The organism is Trichlorobacter sp., assembly GCF_030247655.1.
Classification (GTDB): Bacteria; Desulfobacterota; Desulfuromonadia; order Geobacterales; family Pseudopelobacteraceae; genus Trichlorobacter.
In genome coordinates this window covers 1-17,159 of sequence record NZ_JAOTRZ010000050.1, presented here as the reverse complement: position 1 = coordinate 17,159, position 17,159 = coordinate 1, and the positions used below count along the sequence as shown (strand labels likewise).

The window sequence follows — 17,159 nt, the reverse complement described above, 5'->3', positions numbered from 1 at the left end:
ACCATAGACCCAGGAAATCTGGAGCAGCTTAAAATCGTTCAACACCCTGGCCTGATCCAGCTTGACAATCCTGCCGTCTGCAAGAGCGGCAAGACAGACCGGAGTAACCTCCGGCAGATCAGGGAATCCCAACCCCACTGCCGAGGCACGTTCTGACTCGGGCAGCTGGTAAAACTCCAGAAAGACCCTCCAGATATCAAGTTTATCAGCATCTCGGATCAGACGAATGAAACGATCGGTGGGAGAACTGATCTGATCCGGCAGTTCCAGCAGGTTATGAAAGCGGACCGCTTCTTCGATCAATAGTCGTTCTTCAGCTGACAGATGATCCAGCAGCGCTTCACTGCGAATCACCTCAATGGAGAGACGGGCATGGTTGTCAGACTCACTGTCACGAAAGGTACGCCAACGCCGGTACTGGGGAAAGCGGCCGACATCATGTAGCAGGGCCACCGCAGATGCCAGTAACGTATCTGCTTCATTCAGTCCTTCACCAGCAGCCAACGCCTCCATACAGGCAACAACCTGTCGCGTATGCTCCTGCTTGAGGCAAATATTCCTCAGCCCTTCAGGGTCCAGATCCTCAAAGCTGGCCACATAGCGATTAAACCACTGCTGCAGCTGGTGAAGATCAGCAACCTGCATTACTCTTTGCTCCCGGTGTAGATGGATGCAATACCAAAGGTAAGCGGCTGACACCGTACCGATTTAAATCCGATGTCGGTCATGGTGGCGCAAAATTCCTCGCTGGAAGGGAATTCCATAACCGAGTCCGGCAAATATTTGTAGGCGTTGTAACTTGAGAACAGTCCTCCGACAAAGGGAAGAATCCGCTTGAAATAAAAATGATATCCCCACCTGAACAGTGCTGAGCGGGGGGTTGAAAATTCCAGGATCACCAACCGTCCACCAGGCTTTATCACCCGCCAGAGTTCTGCCAGGCCAAGGCGACGGTCAACCACGTTGCGGATACCAAAGGCGATGGTGACCGAGTCAAAGGTACCGGCACCAAAGGGCAGATCTTCACAGGGGGCAACCTTGAAATCAATCCGGTCAGCATAGGGAGAAGCTGCAATCTTGGCCTGCCCCAGGGCAACCATCTCAGGGCTGAAATCAGCGCCGGTAATCTTGAGCGAAGCTGGTGTTACCCGTGCAATCTCAAGTGCGACATCACCGGTACCGGTGGCGACATCCAGCACCCTTCCCCCTTCAGGAGCCTTGATCAGCCTGACGGCGGTCCGCCGCCAACGTTTGTCGATCCCGAAGCTAAGCAGATGATTAAGGAAGTCATAACGGGGGGCGATGGCATCGAACATCTGCTGGATCTGCTCCCCTTTTTGCGATAGCCTGAACATGGTTTTTTTGTACCCTTCAGCGAATGTTTGATGATATAAGACAAGGCTTATCATCTAGCATACTTTACTGCTCCATGCCAGCAGAAACACCCCCAAACCCCGCTGTTGCCGCAGGAGAATTGGCCAACAATGCCCCAGTTCAGAGTTCAGGACATCCTCGACATACTGATCATGAGTATCCTGATCTATCAGCTCTATTCATGGTTTCGCAAAAGCCGCGCCATACAGGTACTGGCAGGTCTCGGCACAATTACCGCCATCTATTTTATTACCCGCCAGACCGGCCTGCATATGACCAGCTGGGTCCTCCAGCAGCTGGGCACCGTCATTATTGTCGTGATCGTCGTTATATTCCAGAACGAAATACGCCAAACACTCTACCGGTTTAGCAAGCTCAGGGAGTTGGTGGGCGGTGACAGCAAACAACACTGCTCCGGCCCCAACATCATAGCAGATGCAGCCTTTGCTCTGGCCAAGGCCCGTTGCGGCGCCATTATTGTGTTCCAGCGCACCGACCCGCTGGATGACCACCTGAGCAACGGCACTCAGCTGGAGGCACTGGTTTCAGCACCACTCTTAAACAGCATTTTTCAGGATGGTACACCGCTGCACGACGGAGCAGTACTGATCCGCGATGAGCGGATCGTACAGGCCGCCTGTCTGCTGCCACTATCCGATGCACAAAACCTTCCCCAGCAGTATGGCACCCGCCACCGGGCAGCCCTGGGCCTGACAGAACGAACCGATGCGGTAGTGCTGGCAGTATCGGAAGAACGTGGCGAAGTATCACTGGCAGAAAGGGGCGAGCTGACGGTCTTCCAAACCGCCGACCACCTTAAACGCAAACTTGAAGCACTTTTCAGCCCCGCAGACCAGCGGCACAAACGCACATTAACAAGGCGAATCTTTAGCGACCTGCTACCAAAAACAGCGATACTGCTTGGTGTTACTGTTATCTGGCTGCTGCTTTCAGCACGACAGGGGGAAGTGGCAATTATCCCGGTGCCGCTTACCTTTCATGGACTGCCCAACGGCATGACCCTGACACGGGTCTCGCCGGAAGAGGTCACCGTCCGCCTGCGCTCAAACTCCGGACTTACCCCTTCTCCCCGCCTGCTTGACCTGACTGCCGATCTTGATCTTGGCTCTGTCCAGGAAGGGCATAACACCTTACGAGTATCACTTTCCCATGTCCGGGTTCCTCCAGGCATGACCGTGGTAGGAATTGAGCCGACCTCCGTACGAATTATCGTGCGAGGATCACAAAAAACAAAATAGTGGCATGCTTGATGCATATAGACAACAGACACCAAAACTTGACAAAAAAGAATATTTGTTATATTAGCTAAAAACCTGTTTCAAAAAATTCTTCAGGAAGGAGGACACATGACGCACCGCTTACGCCTGATACCAGCCATCTGCCTGCTACTGCTTGCCCTTCCCCTGTCGGCCATCGCCTCCAAGACACACCAGGTCCGTACAAAAGAGACACTTCCCAGCATTGCCCGCAAATACCATGTCTCGGTTGAGGAGCTGAAGGCCGCCAACAATCTGAGCAGCACCCGTATCAGCAAAGGGGCTACCCTGATCATCCCTTCAAGGACTGACGCACAACCGTTAATTGAAAACTGCAGCACCTATACCGTTGCAAAAGGGGATACTCTTCCCAAAATTGCAAAAAAAACCGGCAAGAAAATGTCAGAACTACGTCGCATCAACAAGCTGAAGGCAAACAAGGTTAAGCCGGGCCAGATTTTGGCACTGGCAGACACTGCAGCCACCTGTGATCTCGCCGCTGCCCGGGAGACACGGGCTAAACGTCTTGAACTGGTCAACAGTGACCTGCTGAATGAGCGGGAGATGAACTTAACCTTGTCAGAATTGTCTGACATTGATGCCGACACACCGGTTGACTTGGCCAAAAACCTCGAAGAGCGTTCCACCGGCTTTTCTACCCTGCAAAAATCTGCCTATGGCTTTCTGGGGGCACGTTATCGTTTTGGCGGTAATAGCCGCCATGCCTTGGACTGCTCAAGCTTCACCCAACAGGTCTTTCGTGAACAAAAGGTGAACCTGCCCCGTACTGCCCGTGAGCAGTTCAGGATCGGCAATGAAGTTTCCCGTGGCGACCTGCGTCGCGGCGACCTGGTCTTTTTCCGCACCTATGCACCCTTTGCGTCACATGTCGGCATCTACCTTGGCAACCGCAAGATGATCCATGCCTCATCAGCAGAACACCGGGTGGTCATCTCCTCCATGGATACCCCCTACTATCTGTCCCGCTACCTGGGTGCCCGCCGGATTAACCAGGTAAATTCTGACTCTATCGACATTAGCGAGCTGATGTATGGTATTGAAGAAGAAAAGGAAACTGATGTTCTCGCCAATGACCACCTTGGCCTGAACCTGCCGGAAGTGCTTACCAAATAATCAACACCAACCGGTTTCACTTGTACGGGCTCAGACACTGAGCCCGTTTTTTTTGCTTCTGTACAGGACAAATCATACATTCCATGCACACACTGCTCGCCTATACAACCAGAGCTGCGTACAAGAGCAGGCCAGATGAGTTCGAAAGCCTTCTGCCGATCGGTCTCTGCTCGCTCCACGCCCTGCTACGCTCACAGCAAATTCCGGTAACGCTGGCAAACTTCAGTAACATGCCCAATCGCCAGATCATTGATCTGTTGCTACAGATACAGCCAACAGTTGCAGGTCTTTCTCAATGGACACACAATCGCCATGTCACCCTGGAGCTTGCTCGACTGATCAAGCAAACCCTGCCAAACTGCACGATCCTGCTGGGGGGAGGGCACGCAACCCATCAGGCAGAACTGATTCTGCAGCGACACTGCGAGGTAGATCTGATTGCCGTTGGCGAGGCCGAGCAGACACTGCTGGATCTGCTGGATGCCTTACAAACCGGCACACCACTGACAGAAATTCCAGGGGTGGTTATCCGTACCAACAATGGCATTCTCCACACGGCACAGCGGCAGCCCTGGCCGGATCTTGATCAATTGCCCTTCCCTACCACCTGGCTTCATGAAGCTGTCAACGTCAATACCACGTTACAGGCTGAGTTTATCAGCAGCTCCCGTGGTTGTCCGGCAGCCTGCAACTTCTGCGCTTCCCCTGCCTTTTGGGGCCGCAAGATACGCTATCGATCGGCAGCGTCGGTAGCTGAGGAGATGCTCTCTATCCGTGAACAGTATGGCCTGATCCACCTCTCATTGCGTGATGACACCTTTACTTCAGACCGTCGCAGAACCGTTGCCCTCTGCCAGGAGCTGATTACACGACGGATCAACCTCTTCTGGAGCTGCCAGTCCAGGGTTGAGGCGATTGATCAGGAAACACTGGAATGGATGCGCCGGGCCGGTTGCGAGTGCGTACAGCTTGGAGTCGAATCTGGTTCACCGGACATTTTAAAACTACTGGGCAAACGGATTCTGCCTGACCAGATCCGTACAGCAGCCAGCCTGATCAGACAGGCCGGTATGCAGCTTTCCGTCTACCTGATCACCGGCATCCCGGAAGAACGTGACCTTGACCGGCAACTAACCATCAATCTGATCAAACAGATTCAGCCTGACGATCTGCAGGTGGCACCACTGGCCTATTATCCCGGTACAGCCCTGTTTGAAACAGCGGTAAAAAACGGGAGACTACAGCCAGACCTGTTTGAGACCAGCCACGAAGAGGCGGTGCTGGCAGAGCAAAACGGACAACGCAAAGTCACACAGATGCTCTCCCGCACGGTCCGTTACCGTCAGCACGCCAGCATCAAACAGCTGCTCTCCATTCAGGAAAAACAGTGCTACAGCGCCGTTACCGCCATGCAGACAGGAGATGCCTATGCCGCTGAAGGAGAGCTGCAACGGGCAGAAGAGCAGTATCAACTGATAACGCAAAAAGAACCGGATCACCCCTGGGGCTGGTTTTTGCTGGGAGAGCTGTACGAACAGACAAACAAACACCGCAAGGCTCTGGAATGCTACCAAAAGGTGCGATGCCTGGTACCACTCCATAAACCTGCCAATGAATCGCTACAGCGCCTTGGGCACTAAAAAAGGGCGGTTGAACTTTCGTTCAACCGCCCTTTTCAATTTCAACCACCTGAAACTTACTTCAGTACCTCTACCGCCTGGGTCAGCACCAGTTGATCAAAGGTACGATTGAGGGCCTTGCTGGGGAAGTTCGGCAGGGCAGGTGCGTCGGCGTACTTCACCTTGTCACCCTTGGCAATCTTCATCGGCAGGGCTGCCACCCAGATTTTCTTGCCATCATCGTGCTGCACATGCAGATAGATATACTGACCGCCATCCAGCAGCTCAAGCACCTTGCCGGTCTTGAAAGGAACCCCCTGCGGTACGGCCATAGGCTTCAGACCTGCGTGGGGGTCAGCCTGGGCGCCAGCGTGGGCCGCATCCTTCGGCATACCCGGCTTGCCTTCAGCAGCTGGCGGCATACCACCTACCGGTGGATGGCCGGCCGGCAGAGCTGCTGCTGCCGGTTGATTGGTGGGGGCTTCGGTCTTTGGTTTGTCCTGACAACCTGCCAGGGCAAGTGCAGCGATCATCAGCGTTACGATAGTTGCTTTCACTGTCTCCTCCTGTGTATTGGTGCGAATTGTTTTTGGATAGTAACATACCAAGCCGATGCTGAACAAAGAAAAAAGCAACATGGCTTGCCCTTGACAGATTGTGTGGTATACAGCCAACAGAGACGGTTCAGGAGGTGCCACCATGTTTGAGTCTGCAGAGCTTGGCCATAAAATCAGTAAAGAGATCTACAAGAAGGAATTACCGATCCTGCGGGAGGCGCTGCTGGATGCCCAGCTGGACCTGCTGCAATCCGCAAAGTTCCCGGTTATCATCCTGCTGGCCGGTGTGGACTGTGCCGGCAAGGGCGAGACCATGAACCTGCTGCACGAGTGGATGGACCCGCGCCACATAGAATCCCATGCTCAGCGGGAGCTTACTGACGAAGAACGGGAGCGCCCACCCATGTGGCGCTACTGGCGTGACCTGCCCCCCAAGGGAAAGATCGGTATCTTCATCGGTTCCTGGTACTCGGACCCGCTGGTGGACAACGTCCATGGACGAACCAAAAATGCCGAGCTTGATCAGCAACTGGACAGGATTATCCGCTTTGAAACCATGCTCTGTAACGAAGGCGCCCTGATCCTCAAATTCTGGTTGCACCTGTCCGAAGACCAGCAGAAGAAGAGACTAAAGAAGCTGGAAAAAGATCCCAAAACCAGTTGGCGGGTCAAGGACAGCGACTGGAAGAACTATAAACAGTATGACCGTTTCAGACTTGTGTCGGAACGGATGCTACGCAGCACCAGCACCCCCGAGGCCCCCTGGATTATTGTCGAAGGGGCTGATGACCGCTACCGTTCACTCTCAATCGGCAAAACGATCAATGACGCCCTGCGCCGTCGCCTTGACGCGCCGGAAACACCACAGGCCACTGAGCCACTGCCACCGCTTTTCAGTTCCATTGATGGTCTGCAGATTCTACAAACTCTGGATATGACAAAAAAAATCATCAAGAAAAAATATGATGATGAACTTGAAACCCTGCAAGGCCGCCTGAACCTGCTTTCCCGCCACAAGGATTTTGACAAGATTTCAGTGGTGGTCCTGTTTGAAGGCAATGACGCAGCAGGCAAAGGAGGCAGTATCCGACGGATAACCCAGGCGCTTGATGCCAGGGCCTACCGGATCATTCCGATTGCCGCCCCCAGCGAAGAGGAGCGGGCCCAGCCTTATCTGTGGCGTTTCTGGCGACACCTCCCCCGCCGTGGACGTTTTGCCATCTTTGACCGTTCCTGGTATGGCCGGGTACTGGTTGAGCGCGTAGAAGGATACTGCTCACAGGCGGACTGGATGCGGGCCTATAGCGAAATCAACGATTATGAGGAGCAGATGGTTCGCAACCACACCGTAGTAGCTAAATTCTGGCTGGCCATAACCCAGGATGAGCAGCTGAAACGATTTAAAGAACGTGAAAAAATCGGCTTTAAGCGGTTTAAAATCACAGAAGAAGACTGGCGCAACCGTGAAAAGTGGCCACAGTATGAACAGGCCGTCTGTGACATGATTGATCGTACCAGCACCGAGATCGCTCCCTGGACCCTGGTGGAGGCAAATGACAAGAATCATGCCCGCATCAAGGTTTTAAAAACTCTTTGTACCCAGATCGAACAGGCACTTGCAAAACTGTAAACATCGCTGTATACACTGTGTCCAATCAATTCAAGTAGACTGATATTGAAAAGGATTGTCCTATGCCGATTCCAGTCGAGGTGCTTACCGCCCTCAACACCACTCCTGAAGCGCTGGCAAAACATCTGGTTGACGACACACGCAGTGTCTATTCAACCATGCTGGGTATTGATCTGATGCACCTGCCGTTGGAAGTAGATCCAATGGAGCACTTCAAAGATTGTGTTTCTGCCATGGTTGGCCTGGCCGGTACCTATAACGGCCTGATTTCAATCCATCAGCCCTGTTCACTGGCCATTAAGCTTACTGAGGCGATGCTGGATATGGAGGTTACCGAGGTGGACCAGGATGTCTTTGACGCCTTGGGAGAGATCGCCAACATGGTGGCTGGTAACGTCAAACAGCACCTTTCAAAGGGAGGTCTGGATGTCCGGCTTTCAACCCCGTCAGTGGCAACCGGGAGTGACTACATCATTTGTACCAAGCAGGCCAATTCAATGAACCTGCTGTTTGATCTGGATGAAGAGTGGTTGCTGGTAAGTATCGTACTTGAGATGGATTAGGGAAGTGCAACAAAGCAACGCTCAGCCCAGCGCAACAGCATAAAAAACAGTTCTTTGCCCGGGTGGGACTGTAGCGACCTAAAGGGGCTGCGGATATAGCAGGGGTGGGCACCGGCCAACAACGCAGACAGGCAGCCGGTCAGCAGACGATCATCAACCATAAGAATCGATGACAGGGGAACTGAAGCCAGTTCCCCTGTTTTTATTAGACCATCCGGGTATGGCTTTTTACGCACACCGGACACAAAACGTATGCCGGGGAAATGAGCGGCAAACCAATCCACCCTGGGCCCATAGGGACGATTGGAGAGAATATATATCCGTTCTGCCCCAAACACCGTTACGGCACGCCGCAACCAGTCCATCACTTCAGGCAACGGCTGATCAGCTGCATGGGGGGCCAGCACCCCGTCAAAATCAAGGGCCAGCGCCTGCACACCACACGTTGCCAATGCCGCCGGTTCCTGATCCAGCAACGTACTGGTGGCTGGCGTTTCTACAACCAGCTGTCGCAACTGATCCCGATACCTCCAGCCAACCGTTATCCCTTTTAGAATATGGCCGATGACACTACTCCTTGAATGAGCATTTTTGAGCCTTGCTGATCAGAAAGTACACAACACCCAGAGCCAGCAACGTCAAGGTGAGAAAGGCTTGCGTCTTCAGGTCGTCATGGCGCAGGGTAGAAATAAGTATCTCCCGCACCATCGCCACCACCACCACACCGACAAAGACCAGGATATTAAAACTACCACCCTTCAGATTCTTGATTTCGTTTTCCAGGAGCTCGATCATCATCCAGAGTATCAGCATGGATCCCAAGGCAGAAAAAATTGCCTTTTCAGGCTTTCCGGAAAAGATCTGAAGGATATCACTGACAAAAAGCCCTACCACGCCGATTGAAAGGCCTGCCAGAGAAAGCACAAGCACAAGATTGAGTCCATAGGTAAACCGTTCGGAAAGACGGATCAGCCACGATTCAAGCGAACGGGAGACGAAGACCTTGCTCATCTCCGCATCACGGTAGGAGGAGGTCATCACCGCCAGATTCATATCCAGAATCTTGTCCACCGACTCACGGAACATGCGGCGCTGATCACGATCTTCAAAGGTATCATGAATCATATGCTGGATGGCGTGACGCACATGGCTCATGGATGCGTTCACATAATGCACCGGCAGACCGACCCGCACATGGGCCTGACCGATCCGTTTCAGAGAGCGAAGATATTCCTGATCATATGCGCCTGAAAAAAGGGTACGAAACCAGTGGCGATGAAAGGCCTCAAGCCGGTCCTTATCAGAGTTTTTCAACACAATCCGCTCTGTTTCAGGATTTTCATAAAGATAATTCATGAAATGCCCGGCCAGACTGTTCAGATACTCCTCTGCAACCGGCAACAGATCATGCAGATTTGCGGCATCCTCATCGGTAAAGTGGTATTGATCCCTTAGTTTTGCCATGCTTTCCATCAGCGTTCTCCTCTATACAGCAAATCTTATTACTGGCCATAGCGCCAGGCAGCGGCGCAACTGCCTTCGCTGGAAACCATACAGGCCCCCACCGGTGTCTCCGGGGTACAGACCGTGCCAAACAGCGGGCAGTCGTTCGGAGCGATCCGGCCGGTCAGCACCTCGCCACAGCGGCAGCCAGCCGGCTCACTGGCATCCGGCAGCTCAAACTGAAATCTTCGTGCAGCATCAAAGGCAGCGTAGGACCCACGCAGCACCAGACCGCTGCCCGGCAGGACACCCAGCCCACGCCAGACAGCATCAGCCGGTTCAAACACGTTCTTAATCAGTTCCTGAGCCTTGGTATTACCTTGTGCTGAAACTGCCCGACTGTACTGATTCTCAACCGCCGCACTGCCAGAGCGGCACTGTCGCACCAGCATCAACACCCCCTGTAGCAGATCCGCCGGTTCAAAACCGGTCACCACACAGGGGATACCGAATTTTTCCGCCAGGGGCTGGTAGGCATCAGAGCCGATCACGGTACTGACATGGGCCGGACAGAGGTAGCCCCTGATCTTCAGCTCAGGATCTGCAGACAGGGCCTGCATCGGACCTGGCATGGTCTTGTGGCTGGTCAGCACAGAAAAATTCACAAGCCTCTGCTGCTCTGCAGATAGAATCGCTGCCGCCACCGTGGGGGTTGTGGTCTCAAACCCCACCCCCAGAAACACCACCTGCTTGTGCGGCAGTTCAGCGGCCAGCTTAACCGCATCCAATGCGGAATAGACAATCCTGATAGCAGCCCCTTTGGCCCGCTCGGTCATCAGGGACGAGTTGGAACCGGGCACCCGCAGTAGATCACCAAAGGTGGTGATAACCGTATCCGGCAGACCGGCAAGGGCAATGGCATGGTCAATATAACTGACCGGCGTCACACAGACCGGACAACCGGGACCGGACACCAGCCTGACCTGCTCCGGCAGCAACGATTTCAGGCCGAATTGCGCAATGGCCATGGTATGGGTGCCACAAACCTCCATCAGACGCACCGGTTCCGGCAACTGCCGGGCCTCGTCTGCTATGGCAGCTGCCAGCCCCTGTACCAGCTCACGGTCACGGTATTCGTCCTGAAATTTCACGCCATATCCTCAGGGGTGAAGATCTCCCGCATAATCCGCAGGGTTTCCTCCGCCTCAGCCGGATCGATCCGCGAAATGGCAAATCCGGCATGGACAATCACATAATCCCCCACCGCCACCGGTTCACCCAGCATCATCAGGCTGGCCTCGCGCTGTACACCATCAATCTCGGCCAGCACGGTATCGTCATTAATCTCAAGCACCTGCATCGGAACACCAAGACACATGGTCTAACCCCTCTTCTTAGCTGCTATTGCTGCCTGCCCCAGTGCAATACCACCATCATTGGGCGGCACCTGCCGATGTATAAAGACTGAAAAATGAGATTTTGCCAAGAAAGTATACACCAACTCGGTTAAAAGGCGATTCTGAAACACACCGCCGGACAGCACCACACGATCTAAACCGGTACCCTTGCGGATCAGATCACAGCCGTCAACCACTGCCGTTGCCAGACTGGCGTGGAAGGCCCAGGCTAATGCTGCAGGTGACTCGCCTACCTGCAACCGCTGTAGCAGCCCCAGTAACAGCGGCACCAGATCAAGCTGAAACGGTACGCCCGGTTGTAGATGATAGGGCAACAACGTAGCGGCTTCCACCGTTTCCGCCAACGCCTCCAACGCCATGCCTGCCTGCCCGTCAAAGCTGTTGCGATCTGCCGCCCCCACCAGCAACGCAGCCGCATCAAACAGCCGCCCCATGCTTGAGCTGAACGGTGCGTTAATCCCCCGCTCCAGCATCGCCTGCAGCAGTTGCCTATCAGTGGCAGTAAGCGCCGGCATACCGGGCAGTTGCCAGACAGCCGCGCCAAGCGACCCGCCTAACCAGGATACGACCATCCGCCACGGTTCTTTGGCAGCTGCATCGCCACCGGGCAGACGGACCTGCTTCAGGTGGCCAGCCCGCTGCACCCCGGCATAGCTCCCCACCAAAAATTCTCCACCCCAGACCGTGCCGTCGTCGCCAAGCCCGGTGCCGTCAAAAATCACACCGATAACGTCACCATCCAGCCTGTTTTCAGCCATACAGGAGGCCATATGGGCGTGATGATGCTGGACTCGTACCAGCGGCAGCCCCAGTTCTTCAGCAGAGCGGGTAGAGAGGTAATCAGGATGCAGATCGCAGACCACCAGATCAGGTTTGATCTCCATAATGCTGCCAAGATGGCTGATGGTCTGCCGAAACGTATCCAGCGTGGCTTCATTCTTCAGGTCACCGATGTGCTGGCTGAGAAAGGCCTGATTACCACGGGTCAGACAGATTGTATTTTTCAGCTCTGCCCCAACCGCCAGAATAGTTCCACACTCAAACGGCAGCAGCACCGGTCGCGGCAGATACCCCCGAGAACGGCGGTAAAAGAGCGGCCCGCCCTGAAACACCCGCACCACAGAATCATCGGTCCGCACATGGATCGGCCGGTTATGGGTCAGGATCGCATCGGCTATGCCGGCCAGCTTTTCCCGCACTTCCTGATCATCCGCAATCATCGGCTCATCAGAGGCATTAGCGCTGGTCATGACCAAGGCCGTAATTTTGGGGACATGACCCGAATCGGCAACATGATTCGGTATCGTGTCCCCGAAATTACGAAACAGCAACTGATGCAGCGGCGTGTAGGCCAGCATCAGACCGACCCATCGGCTGCCCGGCGCAACCAGATCGGCAACCGGCGAATCAGCCCTGCGGCGGACAATTACCACCGGCGCTTCTGGACCTGCCAGCAGCCGTTCTTCCAGCCCTGACAGTTCAGCCAGCTGTCGGGCTGTTGTCAGATCAGGCACCATTACCGCAAACGGCTTTTCATCCCGTTGCTTGCGCTGCCGCAAGCGGGCCACCGCTACAGTGTTACCGGCATCCACCGCCAGATGATAGCCGCCCAGCCCTTTGACCGCCACAACCTTGCCCTGGTGCAGTAACGCAATGGCCTGCCCCAGCGGGTCAGGCCCCTCACCCGGCCTTTGGCCACCCTCTCCCGGCGGGAGAGGGGACAAAACAATCTGCGGGCCGCAGTCAGGACAGGCGATCGGCTGGGCATGAAAACGTCGGTCAAGGGGATTGCGGTATTCCGCTTCACAGGCCGGACAGAGCGGAAAAACGGCCATGGTGGTCAGGGGACGGTCATAGGGGATGCCGGTCACAATGGTCCAGCGGGGACCGCAGTTGGTGCAGGTAATGAAAGGGTGGCGATAACGCCGGTCAGCAGGCTCAAACATCTCCCGCAGGCAGTCCGCACAGAGGGCCGTATCCGGCGCAATCTGCACCTCCCGCCTGCCATCACTGCTGGGAAGGATCACAAAGTTGGTCTCATCCCCCACCAACGGGATCTCAGCAGATGCAAGCGAACTGATGGCTGCCAACGGCGGCAGCTCTGCCTGCAGACGGCAGCTAAACGCGGAAAGTTGCTCTGCCCTGCCCTGTAGCTCCAGCTCAACCCCGGCCGGGCTGTTACGCACCCAACCGGAAAGCCCCAGTTCAGTTGCCAGACGAAAGACAAAGGGGCGGAACCCTACCCCCTGCACGATACCGCTGATGGCGTAATGGCGACGGGTCACGGCAGCGATTACTCTTTTTTAGATCTTTGGGTAATCACCTTCTTCGGTTTACCCTCCAGTTTTTTGATGCTTTCAACCGTCGGCAACTCTTCCGGCATAGTACCACCCAGCTCCTTGATGGTCTGGCGCACCTTGGCACCAACTTCTTCATGGGCCTTGTTGGCTTTTGCCTTACCGGTAATTTTTTCTCGGCGCAACTTCTCCTCAGCCTGGGTGGCACGGAATAAGTTTGCTGCAAGCTCAGTGCTACCCATGTGATCAAGAATTTGCTGGCTCTTTTTGAGGTTTTTACGACGGTGAATGTCCTGTGCTTTCAAACCGCCGTACAGCCCCATGTAGCCGTGGTTTTGGAAGATGGCATAATCTTTGGGCTCGATGACACCAGCATCTTTTGCCGCATCTGCCAGCTTGACGTTATGCAAACGCATCTCTTCACGCAACAAAAGCCGACGTTCGTCTTCTATGGCCTGCTCGGTCAGCTCCTGTTTCCGCGTCTGCACAGCAAAATAGGTCTGGCCGAGGGCAACAATCTCCTTGCCAGGGTCGGCATTTTGAACGATCAGATAGCAGGCATAACGGGATAAATAGACCGATTTAACCTGTCTTTTCGCGCCACTACCAAGCTCAACCATTTCGGTGACATCAACGAAATGGTCATCTATCCGCTGGCCACTATTAAAGCAGGCAGTACGGGCTTTTTCGATTACCTGCTCAAAATTACGGTAGTCGCTATAGTCCAGAACCTTGGCAAAATCACGACTTGACCAGTACTCATTACCGGCATCGTTGGTACGGCGTATCTGTTCAAAAGGTGATTTGTGGCCGTTAACTATCTTTTTCAGGATTTTCTTAGAAACGGTTGATTTGGTCATGATTCTCTCCGCGCTTTTATGCAGTTTTTTTGCAAACGCAGCCGCTTCATCCTGTGAGCTTATAAGCGCTGTTTTTGAAGAGCTCTGCCTATGAAAAGGTCAGACCGGATTATCTCCCCAGCTCCTTTTCCAGCCAGCCATACCAGGCATCCAGCCCCTGTCCGCTGGTGGCGGAAACCTCCAGTATCTGCAGATCATGGCTGACCCGGCCTGCGTACTGTTTGCACTGGGCCACGTCAAAGGTCAGGTACGGTAGCAGATCCACCTTGTTCAGCAGCATCAGGTCAGAGTTATGGAACATCTGGGGATACTTCAGCGGTTTATCTTCACCTTCTGTCACCGACAGCACCACCACCTTGTGGGCTTCACCCAGATCAAAGGCGGCCGGACAGACCAGGTTGCCGACGTTCTCGATAAACAGGATGTCCAACTGATCCAGATCAAAGGCCTCGGTGGCATGCATCACCATATGGGCATCCAGGTGGCAGCCGGCCCCGGTGTTGATCTGCTTGACCGGCACGCCGGTGGCGGCAATCCGGCGGGCATCGTTGTCGGTCTGCTGATCTCCTTCGATCACGGCGCAGCGGTATCTGCCGGACAGGTCACGCAGGGTGCGCTCCAGCAGGGTGGTCTTGCCGGAACCGGGGGATGAAACCAGATTCAGCACAAGTATCCCCTTGTCCTTGAACAGGGCGCGGTTGAAAGAGGCCAGGCGGTTGTTTTTGGCCAGAATATCCTCTTCAATGCTGATCTTTTTGCTGCGAGGAGGATCGTCATGGCTGTGCTGATGGGGCTGGCCATCGTCATGCAGGTGGTCATGGTGGTGATGCTGCTCAGCGTGGTCGTGATCATGGTTGTGGGGGTGGGGATGACTGTGGTTCAGGTCACCGTGGGTATGCTCATGCTCGTGGGTATGCTCATGCTCGTGGGTATGTTCGTGGTCATGATGATGGCCGGAAGCAGGTCCGCAGCCGCAGGTGGTACACATAGAAGGGCCTCCTGAATAGGATTCGTTTTTTACAGTCTTACCGAGCTGCATAACGTCGGTCAAGCGCTAAAAGGCAGCGCCTTTGTATACCTAATCAGCCCTGCAATCAAACTGCAGGCAGTACAAGCGGGCATACTCGCCGTTCAGGGTCAATAACTGATCATGACGTCCTTCTTCAACCACCCGCCCCCTGTTGATCACCACAATCCGATCAGCATCCCGCACCGTTGAAAGCCGGTGGGCAATCACCAGGGCAGTGCGTCCAGCCAGCAGGCGATCAACCCCTTCCTGAATCAGACGCTCGCTTTCACTGTCCACACTGGCAGTGGCCTCATCCAGAATCAGCAGCTCTGGATCAAGGGCCACGGCCCGGGCAAAGCAAAGCAACTGACGTTCACCCAGCGACAGATCCCCGCCCCGCTCGGCCAGCTCGGTATCATACCCCTGCGGCAGTTGCTCGATGAAGCGATCCGCCCCCACGGTGGCCGCGGCCTGGTGTATCCGCTCTGCAGCCTGCTGATCCCCCAGACAGATGTTAAAACCGACCGTACCGGCAAAGATAAACGGCTCCTGGGAAACCAGCGCCATACGCCGTCGCAGCAGTTCCCGCGGCATCTGACGGATATCAACACCATCAACCAGTATCTGGCCCTGATCCAGTTCATACATACGGGACAAGAGCCTGATCACGGTGGTCTTCCCTCCGCCACTCTCCCCCACCAGAGCCAGCCGTTCCCCCTTCTGCAGGGTCAGATTAAAATCGGTCAGCGTCGGTTCATCAGCACGGTAGGCAAACGAGACGTTGCGGAACTCCACAAAAGCAGACAATCCACCATTATCAAAGGGAGGCAGGGGAGCCTTCGTCACCTCATCCCCCTCCTCTTTTTCATCCAGCAGCACAAAGATCCGCTCCAGCGCTGCCATGGCCCCCTGCATAATGCCGTACTTGGCAGAGAGATCCCGGATCGGACCGAAAAACTTTTCAATGTACTGGATAAAGGCCACCAGGGTGCCAAAGGTCAGCAGCCCCTGCAGCACCTGGCCGCTGCCGTACCAGATGATCAAGGCGATCGCCAGGGAAGAGAACATCTCCACAATGGCATAGAGCGAAGCATCCCAGTTAATCACCGGCCTGTTGGCGTCACGGTGTGCTGCGTTGAGTTCGCTGAAGCGAGCCTGTTCCTCGCGTTCCCTGCCAAAGGCCTGCACAACGGACACCGCACCAAGCACCTCGGCAAGATGTCCGTTCATCTTGCCCAGCCGGGAGCGGACCTCACGAAAAGCCTGGCGCATATTGCGCCGGAACAGCCAGGCCACAAAGATCAGCGGTGGCAAGACCGTAAAAGTCACCAGCGACAGCCGGGGATCCATCCAGAGCATGGCTGCCACAATCCCGGCCAGCAGCAGAAAATCGCCGATTACCGACACAATCCCTGCGGCAAACATCTCCCCCAGCGCCTCCACATCACTGGTCAGACGCGTGACCACTCCACCGGCGGCAGACCGGTCAAACCAGGGCACCGGCAGACGCAGGAGATGTTGAAACAGGGCGGCCCGCAGATCGGCCATTACCCGCTGCCCCACCATTTGCAGGCCGTACACCTCACCCCAGGTCAGCAACGCCTCAAGCAGCAGCAATACCAGAAACAGAGCGGCCGGACCGGCCAGCAGATCCAGACGACCGGGTGTAATGGCATGGTCAATGGCGTATTTCAGCAACAGCGGTTGGGCCAGACGGCAGAGGGTAGTCAGAGGGAGCAGACACAGAATCCAGCCCACGGTCAGACGGTAGGGAACCAGATAGCCCAGAAACCGACGCAGCAGACGAGCGTCGTAGGCCTTGCCGGCTATGGCGTCCTCATGCAAACCGCCGTGGTGCATTACATCCTCCTGGCCAGAGCTGAAATCCGAATGAAACCTTTGCAGAGCCTCGGTCGATTGTCAACCTGAATAGACTGTTGCAACAGACCTGCAGCAACTCCGCCGCATACCATACTAT

Annotated in this window: 16 protein-coding genes; 5 read left to right on the top strand and 11 right to left on the bottom strand. The window is 55.0% G+C overall.

The window, feature by feature from the left end; all coding sequences use genetic code 11:
- Together OEL57_RS06625 and ubiE are read right to left on the bottom strand one after the other, a co-directional pair.
- Positions 1-645, bottom strand: a 645-nt coding sequence (locus OEL57_RS06625) for an HD domain-containing protein (protein WP_300738773.1), incomplete at its 3' end; no start/stop codon positions are given.
- The gene (gene ubiE / locus OEL57_RS06620) at positions 645-1,409 is read right to left on the bottom strand and encodes a bifunctional demethylmenaquinone methyltransferase/2-methoxy-6-polyprenyl-1,4-benzoquinol methylase UbiE (RefSeq protein WP_300738771.1); all 765 of its coding nucleotides are present in this window, start codon (positions 1,407-1,409) and stop codon (positions 645-647) included. The genes ubiE and OEL57_RS06625, both read right to left, overlap by 1 nt.
- Positions 1,410-1,484: 75 nt before the next feature.
- Here ubiE and cdaA point away from each other — a divergent pair, with 75 nt between their 5' ends.
- The 3 genes from cdaA to OEL57_RS06605 all read left to right on the top strand — a co-directional run bounded on the left by cdaA (position 1,485) and on the right by OEL57_RS06605 (position 5,425).
- The gene (cdaA, locus tag OEL57_RS06615; protein WP_300738768.1) at positions 1,485-2,633 is read left to right on the top strand and encodes a diadenylate cyclase CdaA; all 1,149 of its coding nucleotides are present in this window, start codon (positions 1,485-1,487) and stop codon (positions 2,631-2,633) included.
- Between the two features lie 108 nt (positions 2,634-2,741).
- Positions 2,742-3,785: a C40 family peptidase gene (locus OEL57_RS06610; RefSeq protein ID WP_300738766.1), complete on the top strand. Its 1,044-nt coding sequence runs from the start codon at positions 2,742-2,744 to the stop codon at positions 3,783-3,785.
- Positions 3,786-3,868: 83 nt separating this feature from the next.
- Positions 3,869-5,425 carry a B12-binding domain-containing radical SAM protein gene (locus tag OEL57_RS06605; RefSeq protein WP_300738763.1) on the top strand — a complete coding sequence of 519 codons (1,557 nt, stop codon included), beginning with the start codon at positions 3,869-3,871 and terminating at the stop codon, positions 5,423-5,425.
- Positions 5,426-5,481: 56 nt separating this feature from the next.
- Here the strand turns inward: OEL57_RS06605 and OEL57_RS06600 are convergent, their stop codons facing one another.
- Positions 5,482-5,961, bottom strand: a complete 480-nt coding sequence (locus tag OEL57_RS06600) for a hypothetical protein (protein ID WP_300738760.1) — start codon at positions 5,959-5,961, stop codon at positions 5,482-5,484.
- Positions 5,962-6,103: 142 nt separating this feature from the next.
- Here OEL57_RS06600 and pap point away from each other — a divergent pair, with 142 nt between their 5' ends.
- Positions 6,104-7,591, top strand: a complete 1,488-nt coding sequence (pap, locus tag OEL57_RS06595; RefSeq protein WP_300738757.1) for a polyphosphate:AMP phosphotransferase — start codon at positions 6,104-6,106, stop codon at positions 7,589-7,591.
- Between the two features lie 62 nt (positions 7,592-7,653).
- Positions 7,654-8,154 carry a chemotaxis protein CheX gene (locus OEL57_RS06590; protein WP_300738754.1) on the top strand — a complete coding sequence of 167 codons (501 nt, stop codon included), beginning with the start codon at positions 7,654-7,656 and terminating at the stop codon, positions 8,152-8,154.
- Here the strand turns inward: OEL57_RS06590 and OEL57_RS06585 are convergent.
- The 8 genes from OEL57_RS06585 to OEL57_RS06550 form a co-directional block, all read right to left on the bottom strand.
- The gene (locus tag OEL57_RS06585) at positions 8,151-8,669 is read right to left on the bottom strand and encodes a hypothetical protein (protein ID WP_300738751.1); all 519 of its coding nucleotides are present in this window, start codon (positions 8,667-8,669) and stop codon (positions 8,151-8,153) included. The two genes, OEL57_RS06590 and OEL57_RS06585, sit on opposite strands and share 4 nt — an antisense overlap.
- A 55-nt stretch (positions 8,670-8,724) precedes the next feature.
- On the bottom strand, positions 8,725-9,627 hold the full coding sequence (locus OEL57_RS06580; protein ID WP_300738748.1) for a protoglobin domain-containing protein: 903 nt from the start codon (positions 9,625-9,627) through the stop codon (positions 8,725-8,727).
- Between the two features lie 29 nt (positions 9,628-9,656).
- Positions 9,657-10,748, bottom strand: coding sequence for a hydrogenase formation protein HypD (gene hypD / locus OEL57_RS06575; RefSeq protein ID WP_300738745.1), 1,092 nt, complete (start codon positions 10,746-10,748; stop codon positions 9,657-9,659).
- Complete coding sequence (locus OEL57_RS06570; RefSeq protein ID WP_300738743.1) at positions 10,745-10,975, bottom strand: HypC/HybG/HupF family hydrogenase formation chaperone; 231 nt, start codon at positions 10,973-10,975, stop codon at positions 10,745-10,747. The genes hypD and OEL57_RS06570 overlap by 4 nt, the downstream gene beginning before the upstream one ends.
- A gap of 3 nt (positions 10,976-10,978) precedes the next feature.
- Positions 10,979-13,300 carry a carbamoyltransferase HypF gene (gene hypF, locus OEL57_RS06565; RefSeq protein ID WP_300738741.1) on the bottom strand — a complete coding sequence of 774 codons (2,322 nt, stop codon included), beginning with the start codon at positions 13,298-13,300 and terminating at the stop codon, positions 10,979-10,981.
- An 8-nt stretch (positions 13,301-13,308) separates the two neighbouring features.
- Positions 13,309-14,172, bottom strand: coding sequence for a DNA damage-inducible protein D (dinD, locus tag OEL57_RS06560; RefSeq protein WP_300738739.1), 864 nt, complete (start codon positions 14,170-14,172; stop codon positions 13,309-13,311).
- A 109-nt stretch (positions 14,173-14,281) separates the two neighbouring features.
- Positions 14,282-15,160 carry a hydrogenase nickel incorporation protein HypB gene (gene hypB / locus OEL57_RS06555; protein WP_300738737.1) on the bottom strand — a complete coding sequence of 293 codons (879 nt, stop codon included), beginning with the start codon at positions 15,158-15,160 and terminating at the stop codon, positions 14,282-14,284.
- A gap of 90 nt (positions 15,161-15,250) precedes the next feature.
- On the bottom strand, positions 15,251-17,041 hold the full coding sequence (locus tag OEL57_RS06550) for an ABC transporter ATP-binding protein (protein WP_300738735.1): 1,791 nt from the start codon (positions 17,039-17,041) through the stop codon (positions 15,251-15,253).
- Positions 17,042-17,159: the final 118 nt, after the last annotated feature.

What these genes read in the sequence shown, in the direction of transcription:
- ubiE (WP_300738771.1), bottom strand. Translation starts at nt 1,409, where the DNA reads ATGATAAGCCTTGTCTTATATCATCAAACATTCGCTGAAGGGTACAAA.
- cdaA (WP_300738768.1), top strand. Translation starts at nt 1,485, where the DNA reads ATGCCCCAGTTCAGAGTTCAGGACATCCTCGACATACTGATCATGAGT.
- OEL57_RS06610 (WP_300738766.1), top strand. Translation starts at nt 2,742, where the DNA reads ATGACGCACCGCTTACGCCTGATACCAGCCATCTGCCTGCTACTGCTT.
- OEL57_RS06605 (WP_300738763.1), top strand. Translation starts at nt 3,869, where the DNA reads ATGCACACACTGCTCGCCTATACAACCAGAGCTGCGTACAAGAGCAGG.
- pap (WP_300738757.1), top strand. Translation starts at nt 6,104, where the DNA reads ATGTTTGAGTCTGCAGAGCTTGGCCATAAAATCAGTAAAGAGATCTAC.
- OEL57_RS06590 (WP_300738754.1), top strand. Translation starts at nt 7,654, where the DNA reads ATGCCGATTCCAGTCGAGGTGCTTACCGCCCTCAACACCACTCCTGAA.
- OEL57_RS06580 (WP_300738748.1), bottom strand. Translation starts at nt 9,627, where the DNA reads ATGGAAAGCATGGCAAAACTAAGGGATCAATACCACTTTACCGATGAG.
- OEL57_RS06570 (WP_300738743.1), bottom strand. Translation starts at nt 10,975, where the DNA reads ATGTGTCTTGGTGTTCCGATGCAGGTGCTTGAGATTAATGACGATACC.
- dinD (WP_300738739.1), bottom strand. Translation starts at nt 14,172, where the DNA reads ATGACCAAATCAACCGTTTCTAAGAAAATCCTGAAAAAGATAGTTAAC.
- hypB (WP_300738737.1), bottom strand. Translation starts at nt 15,160, where the DNA reads ATGTGTACCACCTGCGGCTGCGGACCTGCTTCCGGCCATCATCATGAC.
- OEL57_RS06550 (WP_300738735.1), bottom strand. Translation starts at nt 17,041, where the DNA reads ATGCACCACGGCGGTTTGCATGAGGACGCCATAGCCGGCAAGGCCTAC.